Raw genomic sequence first — 20,442 nt, forward strand, 5'->3', positions numbered from 1 at the left:
TTTAAAAATTGATTAATTAATGCTAAACCTCCCGCCAATATGACTAGAGGTACTAAAAAAACAATCGCGCCAACGATTATTTTTTTTCCTATAATTTCATAGTCTACTCGTTTCATGATTTCTTATGTTTATATTTTTTTATTGTGTGTTATTGATAATCAAAAAGTTATAAAGCGTAAATTTAAATTAAAAACTTTTAATTCTATAGAATTAGTAGTGTTTAAATTATTCTTTTTTTATAATTTATTGTGATTTTAGCGAATTCTAAATCAAAATGTGTTTTTGTGTTTTATAATGAAACCTACAAGGTTTTAGGAACCTTGCAGGTTTTGAGAATCAATATTAGTTAGTACTTCCGGCAGCAGTTGTACCCGCGCCTGGTTTTGTAACTTGTTTAATTAAATCCTGAACAGTTTTGGCTTTGTCGGCACCAGTATTGTGTATTTTTCTGGTTATTACATCCTGCCAGTCAATTAACGGATAAACGTTATTTTCTTTAGCTTGTTCATCAAACAGTTTTTTTAGTTCGGCTAGTTTTTCAGGATATTTTGCTGCCAAATTGTTACGCTCGTTAAAATCCTCGTTCAGGTTATATAATTCCCAAACATCAGTATCAAAATTGCTTGATGCAGGTGCCTGATTTTTTCCGCCAGATTTCACCGATGTAAACGGATTCGCATGTGCTGCTCCGGCTTTCCATCCATCTTTATAAATGGCTCTGTTTCCAAAGATGTAATAGTATTGAACTTTGTGCAATGATTCTGCTTTTGGATTATCAAGAGAAGCATACAAAGACGAACCCTGAATAATATCCTGTTTAATACCTTTGATATATTCCGGTGCTTTAACTCCTACAATGTCTAAAGTTGTTGGAAGCAAATCGGTAACATGGCTGTATTGATTTCTGATGCCACCTTTGTCTTTAATTCCGTTTGGATAAAAAACAATTAATGGATTATGAGTTCCACCTTCAGATTGTGCATCTTGTTTCCAGTTTTTGAACGGAACATTTGTTGCTTGAGCCCATCCTAAAGGATAATTTGTGTTTAGACCTTTTGGAGTTCCAATTTCGTCAATATTTGCTAAGTTTTTCTTTAGATTTTCCTCTTCAGATACTCCTTGAGAAAACAAACTTTGGTTGATTGTTCCTTCGGTAGTTCCTTCTTTACTTGCTCCATTATCGCCAATAGCTACAAAAATTAAAGTGTTGTCCAGTTGTCCGCTTTCTTTTAGATAATTCACAACTCTTCCTACTTCATAATCTGTATACGTTAGGAATCCAGCGTAAACTTCCATAAATCTAGCATAAACTTTCTTTTGATCTGGAGATAGTTTTTTCCAATCTGTGATTAATGGATTACGTTCTGGTAATACTGCGTTTGCTGGAATTACGCCCAATTTCTTTTGGTTTGCGATTACTTCTTCGCGGTAAGCGTCCCAGCCTTTATCAAATTTTCCTCTGTAAGGATCGCTCCATTTTGTAGCAACCTGATGAGGTGCGTGTGCTGCGCCTGGTGCATAGTACAAGAAAAATGGTTTTCCCGGAGCCGCTTTTTGTTGTTTTTGGATATAGCTTATTGCTTTATCTGTAATTAATTCACTTAAGTGGCGCCCGTCAGGCGTAACGTGAACTTGATCTTCAACTAAATCAGGATTGTACTGATCGGTTTGAGAACCTAAGAATCCGTAGAAATGATCAAAACCTTTTCCGGTTGGCCATCTGTCGAATGGTCCTGCATCTGTAGCATCTTCATCTGGCGTTACACCATATTTTCCAACTGCAAAAGTGTTATAACCGTTTTCACGTAAAATCTCTGCAATTGTTCCTTTATCAGAAGGAATTCTTCCGTCCCAACCAGGGAAACCAGCTGATAAAATCGTGTGTGAAAATCCGCTAACGTGTACTCTTCCTGAATTTCTTCCAGTCAGTAAAGCCGCACGAGTTGGCGCGCAAATAGCCGTTGTGTGAAAGTTAGTATAACGTAAACCATTATTGGCTAACTGATCAAAAGTTGGTGTGCTGATCAAACCTCCAAAAGCACTTGAAGCTCCGAATCCGACGTCGTCTAATAAGATCCAAATTACGTTTGGTGCGCCTTTAGGAGCTTTTACCGGTTCTGGCCAATATTCTTTAGAATCGGCTAAAGTTTTTCCGATAACACCTTTAAATTCTTCTGGTTTATCTTGTGCTATTCCTAATTGTGCAACTAAGAGCGCCGTAATCAAAAGCCCTTTTTTAGGACTTTTGATTAAACTGTTGTATTTAAAATTTTTCATAGTTTTTATTTTTACTTGTTTGCTTTGGTTAATAGTTCTTGAGCAGATTTTCCTTCTGTAGCTGGTGTTTGGTGTATTTTTCTCTGATATACATCTGACCAGTCTATTAAAGGATATAAGTTGTTTTTCCTGGCTTGCTGGTCAAATAGTTTTTTTAATTCGGCCAGTTTTTCAGGATATTTTTTAGCCAAATCTTTTTGTTCATTAAAATCTTCATTGATGTTGTACAATTCCCAAACATCTTTGTCAAAATCAGCATTTAATAAACCTGCTTTTTTGGGATCACTTAAAGCTTCTTTAGCTTCAATTGAATTTGGATGATGCGCCGCAGCCGCTTTCCATCCATCACTATAAATTGCTCGGGCTCCAAAAATGTAATAATGCTGTACTTTATGATTTGAAATTGCTTTTGCATCATTCAAAGAATTGTAGAAAGAATATCCCTGAATTGTATCTTGCTTAATTTCTCTGATAGATTCAGGTGCTTTAACTCCTAAAATATCCAGCGTTGTTGGTAAAATATCAATTACATGACTGTATTGGGTTCTAATTCCAGGCGTTTTAATTCCCTTTGGATAATAAACAATCAACGGATTATGAGTGCCGCCTTCTGAGTTTGCATCTTGTTTCCAGTCTTTAAAAGGAACATTTGTTGCCTGAGCCCAGCCCAAAGGATAATTGGTATAGGTTTCAGGTGTTCCAATTTCGCCAATTCGCTTTAAATTATTTTGAAAAACCGTTTCGTCTGTTTCTCCAACAACATAAGTTTGTCTGTTGACAGCACCTTGCAATGTTCCTTCTTTGCTTGCACCATTATCACCAATTAAAACAAATACAACTGTATTTTCCAGTTGATTGATTTCTTTTAAATAATTAACCAATCTTCCAATTTCATAATCCGTGTAGGTAAGATATCCGGCATATACTTCCATAAATTTGGCATATACTTTTTTCTGATCCGGTGTTAATTTTTTCCAGTCTGCAATAAGCGGATTACGTTCCGGCAATACAGCATTCGAAGGAATAACTCCTAATTTTTTCTGATTGGCAATGGTTTTTTCGCGGTAAGCGTCCCAGCCATCATCAAATTTTCCTTTATACGGATCGCTCCATTTTTGGGCAACCTGATGAGGTGCATGAACAGCTGCCGGAGAATAATATAAAAAGAATGGTTTTCCCGGCGCGGCTTTTTGCTGTCTGGCAATATAGCTGATTGCTTTATTTGTAATTTGCTCGCTCAAATGGCGTCCGTCAGGAGTGACGTGTGCTTGATCTTCAATTAGATCGGGTTTATACTGATCCGTTGCTGAGCCCAGGAAACCAAAGAAATGTTCAAATCCTTTTCCGGTTGGCCAGCGGTCAAAAGGTCCGGCATCTGTAGCTTCTTCATCTGGCGTTATACCATATTTACCTACGCCAAAAGTGTTATAACCTTTATCACGTAAAATCTCGGCAACAGTTCCGTTTTTTGAAGGCAGTCTTCCGTCCCAACCAGGAAATCCAGCAGACATAATCGTATGTGAAAATCCTCCAACATGAACTTTATGAGAATTACTTCCCGTTAATAAAGCAGAGCGGGTAGGAGCACAAATTGCGGTTGTATGAAAATTGGTATAGCGTAATCCGTTATTGGCAAGACTCTCTAAAACCGGAGTTTGGATCAAACCTCCAAAAGCACTTGAAGCTCCGTAACCTACGTCATCTAAAATAATCCAGACGACATTTGGAGCGCCTTTTGGAGCCGTAACGGGTTCTGGCCAATATTCTTTAGAATCGGCCAAAGTTTTACCAATTACACCTTTAAATTCTTCTGGTTTAGTCTGTGCAAAACCCAATTGTGCAAGTAAAATTGCGCTAATCAAAAGCCCTTTTTTAGGACTTTTGACTGATAAGCTAGTTTTATATTTTTTCATAATTTATTGGTTTATTTGTGATTGGTTATTAATATCCAGGATTCTGAGGCAGACCTACAGGATCAATGTTTCTTTCACTTTGAGGAATTGGATACAGATTATTTCTTTCTGAAACTGAGTTTTTAGCCGTTACTTTTTTCACTTCAGTAACTAAAGTTCCCCAACGAACCAGATCAAACCATCTTTGTCCTTCCTGAACAAACTCTTTTTTTCGTTCTTCCTGAATTGCAGCTCTAAAAGTAGTTTGAGTTAATCCAGTTAAATCAATCGTTGCATCTGGCGTTGTAATTGGTTTTGCAAAAGCTCTTCTTCTAACCTGGTTGATCAATTCATACGCTTCGGCAGTTGGTCCTCCTTGCTCATTTATGGCTTCCGCCAAAGACAATAAAATATCGGCATAACGAATCACGGGAAAGTTGATTGCTACATTAGAAGGAGTAGCCAGATTTGTTAGATCTAAGTATTTTTTGAAAATTGGCTTTGGAAAAGTATAAAGTGTTCCAGTTGCAGGATTTGGCAATTGTTTGGCGTAACTTACATCTCTTCGTACATCTCCGGCAGCATAAATGTCATAAAACAAGGCTACGTCTGAAATGATATCTGCAGGCTCTGTTGCAGTAAACCCTGTAAATGAAGTCGCTTGAAAAGTACTTCCGCTTGATCCGTTTCCAGCCTGATTTGGCTCAAACTGTACAGAGAAAATATGCTCTTTTCCGTTCTTTTTTGTTTTGGTAAAAATATCCTGAAAATTTTCAAACAATGCATAACCGTATCCGCCATTGATAACTTCTTTAGCTTTTGCAATAGCGTTTGGCCAGTCCTTTCTTGTCAGATATACTTTTGTCAAAATTGCTTTTGCTGCACCAGATGTTGCACGCCCGGCATCAGTTGCCGGATATGTCGCTGGCAGACTTTCAGCAGCTTTTAAATCGGAAATAATCTGTGTGTAAACTTCTTCAGCAGTTGCTCTTTTTGATTTTAAGCTTTCTAACTGTATAGAAGTTGGTTCGTGTAACACAATTGGAACGCCTCCCCAAAGACGAACTGCCTGAAAATACAATAATCCTCTGATAAATTTGGCTTCATTGATTAATCTGGTTTTTACGGCTTCTGTTCCCGCAACTTTAGGCACATTGTCAATAGAAACATTGGCTCTGTTGATTCCTGCATAAATTTGTCTCCAGGCAACCTGCACACGGTCTGAAGTTGCATCGTGAGTCAAACTGCTTAAAGCACGCACTTGCGGATTTGTAGCAGAAACTCCTGCAGCAGCGTAATCTGACGCCATATCGGTTAAGAAATATAAATTTCTTCCAAATAAACTTTGCTCTCCCGGATCTAAGCTTAACGAAGCATAAACTGCGGTGACACTTGCTACAGCATCATCCTGGGTTTTAAAGTAATTGTCTTCGGTTACAAAAGAGGTTGGTGTTACCTCCAGATCTGTGCACGAAATAAACAGTCCTGCACTTATTATTAGTGTTATTATTATCTTTTTCATTTTATATTTTTTTACTTAGAAAGTTACGTTCAAGCCCGAGATAAATGTTTTAGAGTTTGGATAAGAGCCAAAATCAATTCCCGGATATAAGTTGTTTTGTTCGTATGAGCTTACTTCTGGATCATAACCAGTGTATTTTGTCCACGTAATTAAGTTTTCTGCGGAAACATAGAATTTCACACTTTTTGTTCCCAGTTTTTTAGAAACGCTTTTTGGTAATGTATAACCCAATGTAATTAATTTCAATCTCAGGAATGATGCATCTTCTACATATCGCTCTGAAACGATTCCTAAAGGTGAACTTGTAGCTCTCGGAATTTCATTGCTTGGATTTGCCGGTGTCCAACGATCTTCTAACGTCACATTAGCATTTGTTCCAAGTGTAGAAATCTCTAATTGCTGATTTAAAGCATTGAATATTTTTCCGCCATAAGCACCTTGAAAAGAGAAATTCAAATCAAAATCATGATAAGAAATTGTATTGCTGAAACTTCCCACAAATTTTGGCTGAGAAGTGCCTAGATTTCCTTTGTCAAGAGCAGTAATTACACCATCTCCATTTGTGTCAACATATCTTCTGTCACCCACTTTAGTGTTAGCCAAACTGTTTATTTTTGGCTGTGTATTTACTTCTTCCTGAGTTTGGAAAATGCCATTTGTTTTATACCCCCAGAATGTGCCTAAAGGTAGTCCGACTTTTACGGTTACGGGCTGCTGCTGTAATAAAGATCCGTTTGGAACAACAGGAAAGAATTGGTCTACACCGTTTCCTATCGCTACTACTTTGTTTTTGTTTGTAGAAAAAACAAAGTTAGAGTTCCATGAGAAATTTTCTGTTTTTATGTTTTCTGTGATCAAACCAATTTCGAGACCCTTGTTTTCAACACCTCCAATATTTTGAAGTACAGTTGCATATCCTGAAGTCAATGGCACAGGAACGTTGATTAACAAATCTTTTGTTTTTTTGTAATAAACATCAAAAACAAAATTGATTTTTCGGTCTAGTAAAGATAAGTCTAAACCAATATTATACTGATTTGTTTTTTCCCATTTCAAATCTGGATTTGCTAATCGGGTAGGAGCAAGACCAGTTTGTAAAGTTCCTCCAAAGGCATAATTTACAGAACCCATTGAAGCAAGCGAAAGATAATTTCCAATTTCCTGATTTCCGGTTGTACCTGCTGTAAGTCTAAGTTTAGCTTCTGTTACACCTTTAATGTTTTTAGCGAAGTCTTCGTCGGTAATATTCCAGGAGAATCCTGCCGAAGGGAAATATCCCCAAAGTGACTCAGAACCAAATCTTGAAGAACCGTCTGCACGGCCAGAAAGTGTAAAATTGTATTTTCCTTTATAAGAATAATTTATTCTTGCTAACCAAGATTTCAATACACTTTCAAATGCATCACTATAAGGTTTTACCGGGACACCATCTTGCAGTGCATTGTAAGTATTGGCATCATTTACAAAAGTCTGCGCTCCCGCATTTACAACCTCACCTTTTGTGTATTGAAGTGTATAACCTCCTAAGGCTGAGAATTTATGATTTTCACCAAAATTAGTATTGTAATTCAGTGTGTTTTCATTTAGAACAGAACTAACCCGACGGCTACCAACAGAGGCTAAACCTTTTACTCCCGCTCCGGTTGTAGTGGTAGATGGTGCATAATAATTTTGTTTAGTATCAATTACATCACCACTTACCGCAACTTTTGCAACTAGTTTTTTGGTAATTTTATATTCACCAAATAAGCTGGTTAAGATCCTGTTGATTTTGGTTTCATTGGTTGTGTTTTCCAGATCATTAATTGGATTTGGGATAATACCATTAGTTGCCGTTGCGTAAGGATTATTAGTTAAATTATAAGTTCCGTCGGCATTTTTTATAGGAACAACCGGTGGCTGATACAAGGCAACTACTAATGGATTTGGTTGTCTTCCGGCACTTGAACCTCCATTTGTTCCAACTCCGTTTGCGGCTGAATTTGTATAATTTGCATTTACGCCAAATTTGAAATTCTGAGAATAATTTCGCTCGTAATTTGCGCGAAGTGAAATTCGTTTAAAATCGGTTGCAATTACAATTCCATCCTGATCAAAATAGCCTGCCGAAATTGTATATCTAGAACGATCGTCTCCACCGGAAAAAGTTAATTGATGGTTTTGTATTGGAGCGGCAGTTCTAAAAATGGCATCTTGCCAGTCATAACTTCCCGAAGTTTTAAAAGCCTCAATCTGAGCAGGAGTAAAAGAAGGTGCCTGACCAATACTTGCCTGAACATCATTACGTAAACTTGCCCATTGGCTGGCATTCATCAGATGTAATTTTTTTGAGACATTTTGAAATCCAAAATAGCCTTGATACGAAATGTTGTCTTGTCCTTTTGTACCTTTTTTAGTAGTGATAATAACGACACCATTTGCTCCTCTAGATCCATAAATGGCTGTTGCTGAAGCATCTTTCAAGACTTCAATAGATTCTATATCAGCGGGATTAATTGTCGAAAGGACATTCACAGTGGCTCCTGCATTTGCTACACCGGCAGTACCATTATTATTGTCATTGTAAATTAAAACACCGTCTAATACATAAAGCGGTTCATTGCCTGCTGTAATTGAGTTTCCTCCACGAATACGTACACTTGATGAAGCTCCGGGACGTCCTGAACTTTGTGTAACTACCACACCAGGTATGGCACCGCGAAGTAAATTATCTGCAGATGAGGTTACTTGTGCTAAATTGGCCTTTGGAACAGAGGCAACAGAACCCGTAATGTCTTTTCTTTTTTGAGTTCCGTAACCCACAACTACCAGTTCATCTAGTTCCTGACGCTCTTCTTTTAAGTGTATAGTAACCGGATTTTTATCAACAATAATTTCTGCTTTTTTGTATCCAATGTAACTTACAATTAAGGTATATGGAAATTTTTGACCAGTTTGAAAATAGAATTTTCCTTCTGCATCGGTCTGAACCCCGTGAGTTGTACCTTTTATGACTACCGAAGCACCAATAATAGGCTGATTTGTAACATCATCGACAACTGTTCCGTCAAGTTTTGATTGGATAAGGGGTTTTGTATTCTGAGCATTAATTCCCGTCGTCAGTAGCAACAGAAATAATATTGAATATATTTTTAATTTTTTTTTCATTTCTTTGTAATGGTTTAAGTAATTAACAAGGCGCCTTGAGAGTTGATTTTTCAACCCTCTGAGTGTTTCCTTGATTTAGTGATAAATATTCTTTAAGCCTCGCCATTTCTGTTGCCGCAGAAATGGCTTTTTTTATTTACAGCAACAGCTTTGCATCTTTTTCATTTTAGTTTTTTTAATTGGTTAATTATTTTCTTTTTAAAATATAGGTATATTCAAAAACCTTTTTAATGCAAAACAGGCATCAATCAGATCATTGTAATTCAATAAAAGTAATTTTGTGTTGAAATTTAGATTTCGTTTCCAGATTTATAAAATCAATCTGTATAACAAAGAAATTGCGTTGGGAATTAGCAACAGAAGCACATATAACAAAAAGTGTTATAAGTATATTTTTTAGGAAGAATGTAATACGATATGCTTTCGGTTGTTTTCAAAATATAGTTTTTTTGGTTTCAAAAATTATTTTAAACTCTACTAATCCTATAGACAAAGTTAATTTTAATATAATAAAAACCAAAAAAATGTTGACTTTTTTTTGAAAGAGAAAGAGTTTGGGGAAGTATTTGTTTTTAAATTTTATACTTAAAATATTGATAATAAGTGAATTAGTCTTGTTTTTTCTTTGGAGTAAAATGTTAAATATATTTTTAAACGGGCTGTTAAATTGTAGTATTTCTTACTTGGTTTTTAGCTTTTTAAGTGCGTGATCGGGACAGATGTGAAGCGAAAATGAATTTAAAAACGCCAGATTCGAATTTAAAAGGTTGGATTTTTGTAAAAGTAGATTCTATTTTGAAGTTGATTTCGAATAAATTAGAGTAATTTTATAGACATTAAAATAATATGGAAATTTTTATTCATCGTATAAATAAATACTTATATTTGTAATAAGTACTTATACTTAGTTTTTTTGTAAGCAAATGATAGAAGTTAGTAAAGCCCTGGAAATAATTGAAGCGAATTGTACTAAAATGCCAACGAAATGTATTTCTGTTAGCAAAGCTTTAGGATATGTTTTGGCAGAGAAAGTGATTTCACCTATTGATATGCCACCCTTTCGTCAGTCGGCGATGGATGGATATGCGTTTAAACATAGTATCCGACATCAATACGATCTGGCTGGTATTTCTCAGGCAGGAGATCATTCGAATATAAAATTAAAAACAACCGAAGCGATTAGAATATTTACTGGCGCATTTGTCCCAGACAGTGCAGATACTGTTGTAATGCAGGAACATGTAATGGCAAACAGCGATTCTATTTTGATTGCCGAAATGCCAGAAAAATTTTCAAATGTTCGTCCAAAAGGAGAACAAATTGCTAAAGATGAGGTTGTTTTTGAAACGCATACTTTAATTACGCCTGCTGCAATTGGATTTTTGGCAAGTTTGGGAATTACAGAAATTGAAGTTTATAAAAAGCCTAAAGTTGCCATTTTAGTGACAGGAAACGAATTAGTGCAACCGGGAAAGAAATTAAAAAAGGGAAAAATATTCGAAAGTAATTCGGTTATGCTCGAAGCGGCACTGCAGACAATCGGAATTGCAAAAACGAAAGTTTACAGAGTTAAAGATAATCTGAAAGCAACAAAAAAAGCGCTCAAAAGCATTTTAAAAAATATGATATTGTCCTAGTTTCTGGCGGAATTTCGGTTGGAGATTATGATTTTGTAAAAGAAGCATTATTGCAGAATGATGTAAAAGAGCTTTTTTATAAAATCAATCAGAAACCTGGAAAACCAATGTTCTTTGGATCTAAAAATGAAACTTTAGTTTTTGCTCTTCCGGGAAATCCGGCTTCGTCGTTGACTAATTTTTACATTTATGTTGCTCCGGCGGTAAAAAATAAAATGGGGTTTTCTGAAATTCATAAACCAAAAGTAGTTCGAAAAATAAATTCTGAAATTAAAAACAGTACAGGAAAAACATTGTTTCTAAAAGCAAAATATGATGAAACAAACGTAACGGTTTTAGATGGCCAAAGTTCTACAATGCTAAATACATTTGCGGTAGCCAACAGTTTAATAATTGTACCTGAAAATGTAGAAAATTATAAAAAAGGACAATTAGTGACATTATTGCCAATTGATTAAAGAGATTTTTGATTTTAGAATTTAAATTGTTGATTTTAGATTTTTAGAAAATAGAATAAAGAGTATTGAAAAAATATTTTTAAGGTAAATGATAGAAAGCGCTGTGTAAATAAAAACACATAGTTAAGAAAACGATTAAACAGTTAACTAAATAAACGATTAACCCAAAAGATGAATCTCTTAAGTTCCGAAAATATTGTATTATTCAGTTTTGCATTAATTGTTATTGCATTTTTATATTCAAGTGTAGGCCACGGTGGAGCATCGGGATATCTGGCATTAATGAGCATTTTTGCATTTCCGATTTCGATAATGAAACCATCAGCTTTATTGTTGAATTTGTTTGTTTCGAGTATTTCGTTCTTATTTTATTATCGCAAAAATTATTTTAAACCCAAATTGTTTTATCCCTTTGCGATAGCGTCAATTCCGGCGGCATTCATAGGCGGGTTTATAACATTGGATAATACAATTTATAAAATAATTTTAGGAATTGTATTGGTTTTTGCAGCATTAAGATTATTTGGAGTATTTAATTTTAAAGAAAAAGAAGAAGTAAAAATCAATCTTCCAATTGCATTGGTAATTGGTTTTGCAATAGGTTTATTGTCAGGGATGTTAGGGATAGGTGGTGGAATTATCCTGAGTCCGATTTTATTGTTTTTAGGATGGGCATCGGTTAAAGAATCTGCCGCGATTTCGAGTTTGTTCATTTTTGTGAATTCCTTTGCGGGAATGTTAGGATTCTTTTTAGGAGGAAAAGTAATTCCGATGGAAAGTTTTTATTTAGTTCCAATTGCAGTTGTAGGAGGAATGTTAGGCGGATTTTACGGAAGTGGATCTTTCTCTAACAGAACATTAAAAATGGTTTTAGGAACCGTGATTTTGATGGCAAGCGTCAAATTGATTTTTCCTTGAAATGAAAAAGCAAAGTTGCTTATCGTTGTGTCCCCGAGGTTGAAACCTCGGGCTATATTTGAAAACCAAACGTAAAAAGCATTTAAAAAAAATATAGCCAGCGGTTTGAACCGCTGGAGACAAAGATTGGCAAAATTCTAATGCGTTCCTGAGGCTGAAACCTCAGACAATATTTGAAAAGCAAATGTAAAAGATTGCTAAATAAACATAGCCAGCGGTTTCAACCGCTGGAGACAAAGATTAGCAAAAAACCTGAAACATGAAGTAAAAATTGTCACCCTGAGCGATCCCGAGGCTTCGGGAGAAGGGCGCTCCAATTGGAGTGTGGGCTTCGACTTCGCTCAGCCGGACAAATAAGCAAAACTTGAAATGTAAAACTTGAAACAAAAGAAACTATGAGTATATCAGTATTTATTCTTTGCGGAGGAAAAAGCACCAGAATGCAGTCTGAAAAAGGATTAGTACTGTTTCAGGACAAGCCATTTATTGAACATATAATTCGGGCGATTTTGCCTATTACAGATAATATAAAACTGATTACGGCTTCAAAAGAATACGATTATTTAGAGTACGATAAAATACCTGATTTAATTTTGGATAAAGGTCCGCTAGGAGGAATTTATACAGCATTATCAAATTCTGAAACCGAATTTAATTTGATTTTAAGCTGCGATATTCCGCTAATTTCGACCGAATTATTACAGGAATTAATTTCAAAACATACAGAAGAAGCCGGAATAACTGTTTTTGCTTCAGAAAGTAAGACACATCCATTAATTGGGATTTATTCAAAAAAGATTGTTCCAATTATCAAAAAAGCAATTGATTCAGATGAATTAAAAATGATGGATTTATTGGTTAAAGTACCACATCAAATTTTGAATATAGAAGAAAATGAAAACTTTCATTTGACGAATATTAATTCGGCTGACGAATTGAATGATTTGAATATCAATTTAAGTTAAAAGATTATGCAAAACTTAAAAACACCAAAATTGACGATTGTTGGCGCAGGTCCGGGCGACGTTGAACTGATTACGATGAAAGCTATAAAAGTTTTAAAAAGTGCCGATGTAGTTTTGTATGATGCTTTAGTCAACGAAGAATTGTTAGAATATGCATCAAATGCAGAAATTGTTTTTGTTGGAAAAAGATTAGGCTGTCACGCTTACACGCAAGATCAAATTAATGATTTAATTGTTTCTATGGCAAAAAGTCACGGACATGTGGTGCGTCTAAAAGGCGGTGATCCGTTTGTTTTTGGACGAGGAAGCGAAGAAATCGAGTTTGCAGAAGCATTTGGAATTGAAACGGCTATTGTTCCCGGAATTTCATCTGCTTTGGGTGTTCCAGCCTCAGTTGGAATTAGTTTAACACAACGAAAAGTGGCTGAAAGTTTCTGGGTAATTACCGGAACAACTTCTGATCATAAACTGTCAAAAGATGTTCTTTTGGCTTCAAAGTCGACAGCGACTGTGGTAATTTTGATGGGAATGCATAAATTGAACGAAATAATTTCGATTTATCAGGAAAACAGAAATGATGATTTACCAGTTGCTATTATTCAGAACGGAACTAAAAATTCGGAACAAAAAGTGATTGGAACTATTAATACAATCACTAAATTGGTTGCTGAAAAAAATATATCATCGCCTGCTATTATTGTGATTGGAGAAGTAGTAAGAAACACTTCAAGCTGGATTTCCTATTTTCAGGAACATTTTGAAGATGAATTCATTTTTCAGAATTTAAATTTATAAAAATGATCGAGATTAAATATTTTGGAGCTGTTGCCGAAAAGACAAAATGTGAGTTCGAAAAGTTATCTTTTTCTGAAGTTTCACTGCAAGATTTGTTGCGTGATTTAGAAGAAAAATACCAATTTGAATCACTTTCTTTCAGCGTAGCGGTAAATCAAAAAATAGTTTCAAAAGTAGCAGCATATGATTTGCAGACCAATGATATTGTTGCTTTATTACCGCCGTTTGCCGGAGGATAAAATTAGTTATGAGTGCATCAAACCGATATAACCGACAAATAATTCTTCCTGAAATAGGAGAGGATGGTCAGTACAAATTATCGAAATCTAAAGTTTTGGTTATTGGTGCCGGAGGTTTGGGCGCGGCAATTCTGCCTTATTTGGCTGCCGCCGGAGTTGGCGAAATTGGAATTGTAGATGATGATGTTTTAGAGATTTCAAATTTACATCGTCAGGTAATTTACAAGAGTTTTGCGGTTGGAAAATCTAAAGTTGAAGAAGCCAAACTGATGATTTCAGAATTGAATCCGTTGGTAAAAGTCAATGCTTTTGCTGAGAAATTATCAGGTAAAAATGCCATTTCGTTATTTGAAAAATACGATATTATTGTTGACGCAACAGACAATATTTCGATTAAATATTTAATTAATGATACTTGTCTGGTGGCTAATAAACCAATGGTTTACGGATCTATTTTTAGATTTCAAGGGCAAGTTTCAGTTTTCAATTATCAAAACGGTCCAACATACAGATGTTTGTATCCAGATGAAAACAGCAATGCATTAAATTGTGAAGATGCCGGAGTAATTGGAATTTCAGTTGGAATTATTGGAATGTTTCAGGCAAATGAAGTTTTGAAAATGATTTTAGGAATTGGAGAGGTTTTAAGTGGAAAAATATTGGTGTATAATATTCTGAACAACGAACAGCAAAAGTATGATTTTGATAAAAGTGATTTTGAGTCAATAAGCAGAGAAGCATTCGAAGAAAAATATAATAAATCTGAAGTCGAAGAAATAAGTTTTGAATCGGTTTTGGATGAAATAAATAATGATGAGGTTCTTTTTTTAGATGTTAGAAATGAAGATGAACTGCCTAAAATCAGTTTAAAAAATCAAGTTCAAATTCCTTTAATGAATTTAGAAAATGAGATTCAAAAACTAAATAAAAACCAAACGATTTATGTTTATTGTCAATCCGGAATTAGAAGCAAAATCGCAGCAGAATTGCTTCAAAAGCATCAATTTGAGAATATAAAAAGTATTGCTGGCGGAGCTTTGGCAATGAAACAATTATTAAAAGAAGAAGGAATTAAAGTTTAGATAATTAAGTATGAAGTTAAGTAATTCGTTTAGTGGAGCATTAAGAACATTTTCTTATTTTATGGCAAGTGGAAGTCATTATAATTTGGAAGGAATAGATTATCTATCACTTTATGGAGATGAACCCAGTGCAATCGAACAAGTATTTGCAATATATGCAAATGTAATTGAAATGGATGAAGAAGGAAATGTACTTAATGCCAGATATGCTGATATCAGAGCAACTGATTATTTAAAGCAATATTGTGATCCAAATTTTATAGTTGAGCCGCCTTATGAAGATTGGGAGGTAGCATTATATTAAGGTTTTACAAAATAAAAATTCGTGCTAATTCGTGAAATTCGTGGCAAAAAAAAAAATCATTTTAATCCATATATCCCGATAGCTATCGGGAGTGGCCTAAAAAAATAAAAAATGAGTAAAAATGTATTTGTAGAAGGACCAATTTCTCCTGAATTTATAGCGGAGTCGATCGCCAAACACCAATCAAAACACACGATTGGAGCGCATAATATTTTTCTGGGTCAGGTTCGTGCCGATGTGATTCATGATAATACAGTTGTAGCAATCGATTATTCGGCATATACTGATATGGCGAACGAAGCTTTGTATGCGATTCGTGAAAAAGCTTTCGCTAAATTCGACTTAACCTGTATGCACATTTACCATAGTTTGGGCGTTGTAAAGGCAGGCGAAATCTGTTTGTTCGTTTTTGTTTCGGCAACACGACGCAAACAAGTTTATGAAGCCACAGAAGCTATTGTAAACTGGATTAAAACCGATGTACCGATTTTTGGTAAAGAAATGTTTGAGAACGATACATTCACCTGGAAACAAAACACTAATGGTTGATATTACGCATAAAATAAGTACTTTAAGAGTCGCAACCGCAACTGCAATTGTAAAAGTTAGTAAACAGGAAACAATTGATGCTGTAGTGAACAATTTGGTACCGAAAGGGAATGTATTCGAAATGGCAAAAACTGCAGGATTGTTTGCGGTAAAAAACACACACTTGTCTATTCCGGATTGTCACCCGCTTCCTATTGAATTTACAGCAGTAGAGTACAATATTGAAGGTTTGGAAATTCACATAATTTTCAAAGTAAAAACGGTTTACAAAACCGGCGTTGAGGTTGAAGCCATGCATGGCGCATCTATTGTCGCGTTGACTATGTACGATATGCTGAAACCAATTGATAAAGAAATCGAAATTTCAACTATCAGATTAGTCAATAAAGAAGGCGGAAAATCGTCATTCAAAAATAAATTTCCGAATGTAATTAAAGCAGCAGTTTTTGTTTGTTCTGATTCCATTTTTGCAGGAGATAAAGAAGATCGTTCCGGAAAAGTTATTGTAGAAAAATTAGATTCATATGGAGTTGAAACTTCTCATTATGAAATTATTCCCGATGAATTGGATGTTATTCAGGAAAGAACAAAAGCTTTCACTAAAGATAATCAGTTAGTCATTTTTACAGGCGGAACGGGTTTATCTCCTAGAGATGTTACTCCGGAAGCTTTGGCGCCATTACTAGAAAGCAGAATTCCGGGAATTGAAGAAGCAATTCGTAATTATGGACAACAAAGAATGCCTTATGCTATGTTGTCGAGAACTGTTGCAGGAACTTTAGGTAAAACAGTAGTTTTGGCTTTACCTGGATCAACAAACGGCGCAAGAGAATCTATGGATGCTGTTTTTCCGCATTTGTTGCATGTCTTTCATATTTTAAAAGGAAAAAATCATGACAGCCTCTAACACTATTTTGACGGATGGTTTTGGGCGCAGACATAATTATCTGCGTATTTCGCTGCTGGAAAAATGCAACCTGCGTTGTACGTATTGCATGCCTGCTGACGGAATCGCACTTTCTCCAAAAGCCAGTTTAATGACGGCTGAAGAGATTTTTGCCATTGCTCAGACTTTCGTAGAAAATGGTGTTGACAAAATTAGACTTACAGGTGGTGAGCCTTTATTAAGAAAAGATTTTCCTGAAATCGTTTTTAAATTGTCTCAATTAGAGATTTCTCTTTCTATTACCACAAACGGAATTCTGATCGACCGTCATATCGACGTTTTAAAGCAGTATAAAGTCAAAAAGATCAATTTGAGTTTAGACACCCTGATTTCGTCAAAATTTCATTCTATAACACTTAGAAATCAGTTTGAGAAGGTTATTGATAATCTGTATCTGCTTTTGAATAATGATTTTGAAGTAAAAGTAAATGTAGTTTTAATAAAAGGTTTTAATGATAATGAAATTGTAGATTTTGTGAAGTTAACACAGTTTTTGCCGATTTCAGTTCGCTTTATTGAGTTTATGCCTTTTGCAGGAAACGAATGGGATAGGAGTAAAATGGTTTCTCAGAAAGAGATATTGTCTTTGGTTGAAACAGAATTTTCTTTAGATGAAATTCAGAAATTAGAGGACGAAAAAAACTTCACAGCCAGAACGTATAAAATAAAAGGATTTCAAGGTAATTTCGGAATTATAAGCTCGATTACCAATCCGTTTTGTGACAGTTGTAACCGTATTCGCCTCACAGCAGACGGAAAAATAAAGAATTGTCTTTTCTCAAATTCAGAAACTGATTTGTTAACAGCTTTCAGAAAAGGAGAATCAATAACCAATTTAATATCCGATTCTATTCAGAATAAAAAGAAAGTCAGAGCCGGAATGGTTAGCGTTTCTGAAATGGATGATCCGGCACTTCACTTTGATAATCGTAGTATGATTGCGATTGGGGGGTGAAAGTTAATTGTTAATTGTAATTCATTACTATATGCCCTTCTCCCGAAACCTCGGGATCGTTCAGGGTGACAATACTTTTGTCAGGCTTAGCGAAGTCGAAGCTTTTTTATACATAGTTTTGTCATTTCTGAAATGAGAAAAAATGAGCATAAAAAAAGGTTCAACTTTTTTAAAGTTAAACCTTTCCTTAAATTATTATTTTTTCTTTTTAGCTTTTGCCTTTTTTTTAGCTTTAGCTTTCTTTTTTGCAATCTTTTTCGCCTTAGCTTTTTCTTTCGCTTTTTTAGCTTTTTCTTTTTTCTTCGCAGCTGCTTTTAGCTTGGCTTTTTTAGCTTTCTCTTTCTTTTTGTCGTTTTTGGCTTTTTCTTTTTTCTTTGCTACTTTCTTTTTAGCCTTTTCTTTTTCTTTGTCTTTCACTTTTTTCTTCTTATTATCGTTAGACTTATTTTTAGCCGTTTCTTCAGTTACAGCGACTTCTGTTGTTTTTTCTTCTTTTAATTCAACAATTGATTCAATAACAGCTGGTTTTACTACAGGAGCTGTCACTTTTTTTGCAGGAGTTCTGCGTACGGCAGGTTTTACTGTTGCAGTAGGAGCTGCTGTTTTTACAACTGGTTTAGCAGGCGTTTTTGCTGCAGTTGGTTTAGCAGTTGGTTTAGCAGTTGTTGCAGGTTTAGCAGCAGCCGGTTTGCGTACTGGTGTTTTTGCAGGCGCCGTATTTACTGGTTTTTCTGTTGCTGGCTTTGCAGTTTCTGCTACCGGAGAATCGATTTTCTCAGGAGTGGTTTCTTCGGTTTTGTTTTCCATATAAATGTACTTTTGATGAGTATGTTAATAACAATGTGACTAAATTGTTAAGTTTCAGTTAAGTAAAGATAATTATAAAACAAGCTACTCAATGTTAAGCTTTTTAGTTTTTTTTAAAATTAAATGGCTGATGTTTAAACATTTAATTTTTTAGCCGAAATTTAAAAGTGAAATCTCTTAACAATTCTACATGAAAAAATGGAAGAAATTGCTGTATAATTGTGAGTGGTGAAATGTAAGATGTTCCAAATAGTTTTTTTTGAAAATGAGTGCCCTGGCCCTGATGGGAGCGGCATCCTTTTATCGCGCCGTGGCGGATAAAAGATATAGCGGACAGCAGGAATAGCTCCAAATAAATATTCTGAATTTCCTGATTAGTTTTTTACCAGTTCTAAAATTCTGAAATTGCTTTTTGGCGCTTCACACAGGGAACAGCAATATGTATCGGATAAATCAGTAAAAAGAAGTCCTTTTGGAATTCCCTGACTTTCGTCTCCATATTCCGGATTGTAAAGCGTGAGGCATTCCTGACATTGGTAAATGTCTATTTGTGGTTTTTCTTTTTTCTGCGGATTATCGGTTGTTTCCGATGCGGTATTTCCGAGTTCGTCGAAATATTTTCGGCTTAATTCAATTAAAATGGTAGGAAGTTCCAGTTTGTCAATATCCTGAGAGTGTACAATATATTCACGTGTATTTGGATCAAAATTCCTGGCAAATAAAACATTATAGGTATCTCTGATTTTGATGGATTCCAGAGCTGCCGGAAGCTCGTTTTTTTCGATGACAATCGAAGTGAAATAATGTCCGTCGCGATTGTATTCTGAAATTCCAAAATTCAATCCGTAAGTGCTGATGTCAAATTGATCTAATGTTCGAACCAAGAAAGTTTTCAGATTCAGAGCCCATTCCATTGCGACTGGTAAATGCCAGTTTAATTCCAGTAAAGAATGACGGACGTTTATTCCGCGTTTACCCAGGAATTTTTCCCATTCCAGTTTTCTGTCTTTTGGAATTCCTTTTATAATAAATGACTTCCATGGTGTAATACAGATTTTCCCAATTTTGCATTCAAAGCACAAATCGCACATTTCTTGCAAAAAATCCAGATCGTACTGATTATTGCGCCAATATAATCCCAGCCAGTATTGATCGATTCCCATTCTGTTCATTCCTTCGTAATATGGAAATGGGTAAAACGGAATATTTAAAGGTTTGTCGATTGTTCTGTTATTGGTGTCTAATGTTTCGCTGACCATTGTGAAAAGTAATTCAATATCAATTGAATCTTCTTCTGAAATTTTTTCGATTTCATAATAGATTTTGGCCAGATCCCAGCTGTAGATCAAAACGGGATAGACTTCCATTTTCTCCCATTTTGGAAGACGAATGTATAAATACCAATAATCTTCGTGCTCTGAAGCGATAAAATTCAGATGCCCCGTAAATAAAGGAACCAATTGCTGTCTTGGGTCAGTTATATTGACTTTTAATTTTGGCTGTTCTTTAAATTCTTCTAAAATATATAAAAAACGATTTCCTGTAAGCCAATTTGTATTTCTGAAGATATCTGTTGAAACATAGGAGGAAACGATATTATTACCGCTTTTTTGGTCAGGATAAACGAAATGATGTTTGCCCAAAGTAGTTTTATCCAAAGATTTAAAACCTTGCGGGAAAATAATATCCTGTCTGGAACCAAACGAAATAGAATCCAGACCTTTTTCTAAAGCAATATTTACTACTTCTCGTAATTCTCCTGGCGAAATAACGCCTCCTTTTACTATTAATCTTGTTAGTTCCATTTTTCTTTTTGTTTCAGGTTTCAGGTTTCAGGTTTTCTTTGTTTCAGGTTTCAAGTTTCAAGTTTGTCAGGCTGAGCGGAGTCGAAGCCCTTTACGTTTAGCCCTTCGACTCCGCTCAGGGTGACGTTGCGTTGTTTCAAGTTT

Annotated in this window: 17 protein-coding genes; 11 read left to right on the plus strand and 6 right to left on the minus strand. The window is 35.2% G+C overall.

The features are described 5' to 3' along the window. Nucleotides 1–342 precede the first annotated feature (342 nt). Genes OLM51_RS09635 through OLM51_RS09650 form a run of 4 tightly spaced genes read right to left on the minus strand, consistent with a single transcriptional unit; the run spans nucleotide 343 to nucleotide 8,838 of the window. A complete protein-coding gene (locus OLM51_RS09635) occupies nucleotides 343–2,277 on the minus strand; it encodes an arylsulfatase (RefSeq protein ID WP_264554105.1) in 1,935 nt (644 codons plus the stop codon). An 11-nt stretch (nucleotides 2,278–2,288) separates the two neighbouring features. Continuing rightward, nucleotides 2,289–4,190, minus strand: a complete 1,902-nt coding sequence (locus OLM51_RS09640; protein WP_264554106.1) for an arylsulfatase — start codon at nucleotides 4,188–4,190, stop codon at nucleotides 2,289–2,291. A gap of 28 nt (nucleotides 4,191–4,218) precedes the next feature. Then, nucleotides 4,219–5,691, minus strand: coding sequence for a RagB/SusD family nutrient uptake outer membrane protein (locus OLM51_RS09645; RefSeq protein WP_264554107.1), 1,473 nt, complete (start codon nucleotides 5,689–5,691; stop codon nucleotides 4,219–4,221). A gap of 15 nt (nucleotides 5,692–5,706) precedes the next feature. Continuing rightward, entirely contained in the window at nucleotides 5,707–8,838 is a 3,132-nt protein-coding gene (locus tag OLM51_RS09650) for a SusC/RagA family TonB-linked outer membrane protein (protein ID WP_264554108.1), read from the minus strand. Between the two features lie 923 nt (nucleotides 8,839–9,761). Between OLM51_RS09650 and OLM51_RS09655 the strand changes: the two genes are divergently transcribed. The 11 genes from OLM51_RS09655 (at nucleotide 9,762) to moaA (ending at nucleotide 17,686) form a co-directional block, all read left to right on the plus strand. Then, a complete protein-coding gene (locus tag OLM51_RS09655; protein WP_264554109.1) occupies nucleotides 9,762–10,475 on the plus strand; it encodes a molybdopterin molybdotransferase MoeA in 714 nt (237 codons plus the stop codon). 11 nt (nucleotides 10,476–10,486) lie between these two features. After that, nucleotides 10,487–10,933: a molybdopterin-binding protein gene (locus OLM51_RS09660; RefSeq protein ID WP_264554282.1), complete on the plus strand. Its 447-nt coding sequence runs from the start codon at nucleotides 10,487–10,489 to the stop codon at nucleotides 10,931–10,933. A 171-nt stretch (nucleotides 10,934–11,104) separates the two neighbouring features. Then, nucleotides 11,105–11,851: a sulfite exporter TauE/SafE family protein gene (locus tag OLM51_RS09665; protein ID WP_264554110.1), complete on the plus strand. Its 747-nt coding sequence runs from the start codon at nucleotides 11,105–11,107 to the stop codon at nucleotides 11,849–11,851. A 395-nt stretch (nucleotides 11,852–12,246) separates the two neighbouring features. Further along, complete coding sequence (locus tag OLM51_RS09670; RefSeq protein ID WP_264554111.1) at nucleotides 12,247–12,816, plus strand: molybdenum cofactor guanylyltransferase; 570 nt, start codon at nucleotides 12,247–12,249, stop codon at nucleotides 12,814–12,816. A gap of 6 nt (nucleotides 12,817–12,822) precedes the next feature. Then, a complete protein-coding gene (gene cobA / locus OLM51_RS09675; RefSeq protein ID WP_264554112.1) occupies nucleotides 12,823–13,611 on the plus strand; it encodes a uroporphyrinogen-III C-methyltransferase in 789 nt (262 codons plus the stop codon). A 2-nt stretch (nucleotides 13,612–13,613) separates the two neighbouring features. Continuing rightward, the gene (locus OLM51_RS09680) at nucleotides 13,614–13,850 is read left to right on the plus strand and encodes a MoaD/ThiS family protein (protein ID WP_264554113.1); all 237 of its coding nucleotides are present in this window, start codon (nucleotides 13,614–13,616) and stop codon (nucleotides 13,848–13,850) included. Nucleotides 13,851–13,858: 8 nt separating this feature from the next. After that, nucleotides 13,859–14,932, plus strand: coding sequence for a HesA/MoeB/ThiF family protein (gene moeB, locus OLM51_RS09685; protein WP_264554114.1), 1,074 nt, complete (start codon nucleotides 13,859–13,861; stop codon nucleotides 14,930–14,932). A 10-nt stretch (nucleotides 14,933–14,942) separates the two neighbouring features. Next, entirely contained in the window at nucleotides 14,943–15,236 is a 294-nt protein-coding gene (locus OLM51_RS09690) for a hypothetical protein (protein WP_264554115.1), read from the plus strand. 111 nt (nucleotides 15,237–15,347) lie between these two features. Continuing rightward, nucleotides 15,348–15,785, plus strand: a complete 438-nt coding sequence (locus OLM51_RS09695) for a molybdenum cofactor biosynthesis protein MoaE (protein ID WP_026984547.1) — start codon at nucleotides 15,348–15,350, stop codon at nucleotides 15,783–15,785. Next, entirely contained in the window at nucleotides 15,778–16,692 is a 915-nt protein-coding gene (moaCB, locus tag OLM51_RS09700; RefSeq protein WP_264554116.1) for a bifunctional molybdenum cofactor biosynthesis protein MoaC/MoaB, read from the plus strand. Before OLM51_RS09695 ends, moaCB begins: the two co-directional genes overlap by 8 nt. Beyond that, a complete protein-coding gene (gene moaA, locus OLM51_RS09705; RefSeq protein WP_264554117.1) occupies nucleotides 16,679–17,686 on the plus strand; it encodes a GTP 3',8-cyclase MoaA in 1,008 nt (335 codons plus the stop codon). Before moaCB ends, moaA begins: the two co-directional genes overlap by 14 nt. A gap of 195 nt (nucleotides 17,687–17,881) precedes the next feature. On the opposite strand, the gene OLM51_RS09710 is transcribed toward moaA, so the two are convergent. Further along, on the minus strand, nucleotides 17,882–18,493 hold the full coding sequence (locus OLM51_RS09710) for a hypothetical protein (protein ID WP_264554118.1): 612 nt from the start codon (nucleotides 18,491–18,493) through the stop codon (nucleotides 17,882–17,884). Between the two features lie 374 nt (nucleotides 18,494–18,867). Then, nucleotides 18,868–20,298, minus strand: coding sequence for a rubredoxin (locus tag OLM51_RS09715; protein ID WP_264554119.1), 1,431 nt, complete (start codon nucleotides 20,296–20,298; stop codon nucleotides 18,868–18,870). Nucleotides 20,299–20,442: the final 144 nt, after the last annotated feature.

Origin of the sequence: Flavobacterium sp. N2038 (genome assembly GCF_025947185.1) — a bacterium.
Lineage (GTDB): Bacteria > Bacteroidota > Bacteroidia > Flavobacteriales > Flavobacteriaceae > Flavobacterium.

What these genes read in the sequence shown, in the direction of transcription:
- moeB (WP_264554114.1), top strand. Translation starts at nt 13,859, where the DNA reads ATGAGTGCATCAAACCGATATAACCGACAAATAATTCTTCCTGAAATA.
- OLM51_RS09715 (WP_264554119.1), bottom strand. Translation starts at nt 20,298, where the DNA reads ATGGAACTAACAAGATTAATAGTAAAAGGAGGCGTTATTTCGCCAGGA.
- OLM51_RS09640 (WP_264554106.1), bottom strand. Translation starts at nt 4,190, where the DNA reads ATGAAAAAATATAAAACTAGCTTATCAGTCAAAAGTCCTAAAAAAGGG.
- moaCB (WP_264554116.1), top strand. Translation starts at nt 15,778, where the DNA reads ATGGTTGATATTACGCATAAAATAAGTACTTTAAGAGTCGCAACCGCA.
- OLM51_RS09690 (WP_264554115.1), top strand. Translation starts at nt 14,943, where the DNA reads ATGAAGTTAAGTAATTCGTTTAGTGGAGCATTAAGAACATTTTCTTAT.
- OLM51_RS09680 (WP_264554113.1), top strand. Translation starts at nt 13,614, where the DNA reads ATGATCGAGATTAAATATTTTGGAGCTGTTGCCGAAAAGACAAAATGT.
- OLM51_RS09695 (WP_026984547.1), top strand. Translation starts at nt 15,348, where the DNA reads ATGAGTAAAAATGTATTTGTAGAAGGACCAATTTCTCCTGAATTTATA.
- OLM51_RS09710 (WP_264554118.1), bottom strand. Translation starts at nt 18,493, where the DNA reads ATGGAAAACAAAACCGAAGAAACCACTCCTGAGAAAATCGATTCTCCG.
- OLM51_RS09665 (WP_264554110.1), top strand. Translation starts at nt 11,105, where the DNA reads ATGAATCTCTTAAGTTCCGAAAATATTGTATTATTCAGTTTTGCATTA.
- OLM51_RS09655 (WP_264554109.1), top strand. Translation starts at nt 9,762, where the DNA reads ATGATAGAAGTTAGTAAAGCCCTGGAAATAATTGAAGCGAATTGTACT.
- OLM51_RS09645 (WP_264554107.1), bottom strand. Translation starts at nt 5,691, where the DNA reads ATGAAAAAGATAATAATAACACTAATAATAAGTGCAGGACTGTTTATT.
- OLM51_RS09670 (WP_264554111.1), top strand. Translation starts at nt 12,247, where the DNA reads ATGAGTATATCAGTATTTATTCTTTGCGGAGGAAAAAGCACCAGAATG.
- OLM51_RS09650 (WP_264554108.1), bottom strand. Translation starts at nt 8,838, where the DNA reads ATGAAAAAAAAATTAAAAATATATTCAATATTATTTCTGTTGCTACTG.
- cobA (WP_264554112.1), top strand. Translation starts at nt 12,823, where the DNA reads ATGCAAAACTTAAAAACACCAAAATTGACGATTGTTGGCGCAGGTCCG.
- OLM51_RS09635 (WP_264554105.1), bottom strand. Translation starts at nt 2,277, where the DNA reads ATGAAAAATTTTAAATACAACAGTTTAATCAAAAGTCCTAAAAAAGGG.
- moaA (WP_264554117.1), top strand. Translation starts at nt 16,679, where the DNA reads ATGACAGCCTCTAACACTATTTTGACGGATGGTTTTGGGCGCAGACAT.